The sequence below is a fragment of the Streptomyces sp. genome (assembly GCF_036566765.1).
In the GTDB taxonomy this organism is placed as follows: Bacteria; Actinomycetota; Actinomycetes; order Streptomycetales; family Streptomycetaceae; genus Streptomyces.
In genome coordinates, this window is sequence record NZ_DATCVQ010000338.1 from 1 (window position 1) to 1,670 (window position 1,670).

Genomic DNA, 1,670 nt, shown 5'->3' on the forward strand with positions numbered 1-1,670 from the left:
GGTGATCCGGCGGCCGTGCCGGGCGGCGAGGGCGGCGCGGCCGACGGGGTGGAAGAGGGCGAGCTGCCCGCCGGGGCGGACCGTGCGCGCCAGTTCGCGCAGGTTCGCCTCCGGATCCGGGAGATGGGAGATCAGACCGGCCCCGAACACCGCGTCGAGCGTGCCGGTGCGCACCGGCAGCCGCGTGACGTCGGCGAGGACCAGCCGGGCGCTGTCGCCGCGGCCCGCATCGACGGCGGCCGTCAGCATCGCCGGGGTCAAGTCCGCGCCGATCACCGTGCCGTCCGGGCCCACCGCGTCACGCAGCGGGGGCAGGGCGCGGCCGGTGCCGCAGCCGGCGTCCAGGACGGAGTCTCCGGGGCGCAGGCCGAGTTCCGTGACAGCGGCGGCATAGGCGGGTCCGTCGTCCGGGAAACGTGCGTCCCAGTCCGCGGCCCGTGCGCCGAAGAACTCCTGGACGTCTTTCGGGTCGTCGCTCATCCGTCCATGATCGCGCATGGTCCCGCAGGGACGGGCCTGTTGGGTCGTTCCCTCGATCCGGTGGTTTCGTCCGTCGTTCCGGTGAAAGTTCGGCGCACCCGTTCGAGCCCGGCGCGATCGTTCCAGAACGTCTCTCTGTCATATTCCATCACCTTTCGAAATGCGCCCCCAGCGTGCGCCCCTGACCCGGCTAGCGTCCCCGAGTCATGGGACACCTGGACCACGCCACCTTCGGCTGGCTGACCCCCGTGCTGTCGTACGCGATGGCCTGCATCGGCGCCGCCCTCGGCCTGCGCTGCACCGTACGAGCACTGGAGGCGCGCGGCCGCTCGCGACGCAACTGGCTGCTCACTGCCGCGTCCGCCATCGGCACCGGCATCTGGACGATGCACTTCGTCGCCATGCTCGGCTTCGGCGTCACCGGCACCGACATCCGCTACAACGTGCCGCTGACGATCCTCAGCCTGATCGTCGCCATGGTCGTCGTCGGCCTCGGCGTGTTCGCGGTCGGCTACGGCCGCGACCGCTTCCGCGCCCTGCTGATCGGCGGACTCACCACCGGCGTCGGCGTGGCGAGCATGCATTACATGGGCATGGCCGCGCTGCGCCTGCACGGCCAGGTGCGGTACGACCCGATGATCGTCGCGCTCTCGGTCGTCATCGCCGTCGTCGCCGCGACCGCGGCCCTGTGGGCGGCCCTCAACATCCACGCGCCCATCGCCGTAGCCCTCGCCTCGCTCGTCATGGGCGCGGCCGTCAGCAGCATGCACTACACCGGCATGTTCGCCGTCGAGGTCGACGTCGTGCCGTCCTCCGCAAGCCTGCCCGGGGCCGCGGCGATGCAGTTCATCTTCCCCCTCGCCGTCGGCCTCGGCTCCTACCTGTTCATCACCTCCGCCTTCGTCGCCCTCTCGCCGACCGCCAAGGAACGCGCCGCGTACGCCTCCGCCGAGCGCCTGACGGAACCGGACGACCGGGCCGTGGACGTCGCCCCGCCCGGCTTCCGGGAGATGGCCGGCAACGGTCGCGCCTGACGCGGCGCACACCGCACCACACCCGCACGCACCCGGAACGAGGAGGCCATGCGAACTCCCCGCAACACCCCCGACGCGCACGCCGACAGCCCCGCCGGCGGGCTCGCCGACGCGGCGGCGACTCTGCCGACGCCCGAGGCCACGGCGCGCGGCCGG

At 72.8% G+C, this 1,670-nt stretch carries 2 protein-coding genes; one reads left to right on the plus strand and one right to left on the minus strand.

Annotation, left to right across the window (positions count from 1 at the left end; translation table 11 throughout):
- On the minus strand, positions 1-480 hold a 480-nt coding region (locus VIU94_RS20005; protein WP_331913203.1), incomplete at its 3' end, for a class I SAM-dependent methyltransferase.
- A gap of 206 nt (positions 481-686) precedes the next feature.
- Here VIU94_RS20005 and VIU94_RS20010 point away from each other — a divergent pair.
- Entirely contained in the window at positions 687-1,514 is an 828-nt protein-coding gene (locus VIU94_RS20010; protein WP_331913204.1) for an MHYT domain-containing protein, read from the plus strand.
- Positions 1,515-1,670 lie beyond the last annotated feature (156 nt).

Coding starts and splice junctions, on each gene's coding strand:
- VIU94_RS20010 (WP_331913204.1), top strand. CDS start 687: ATGGGACACCTGGACCACGCCACCTTCGGCTGGCTGACCCCCGTGCTG.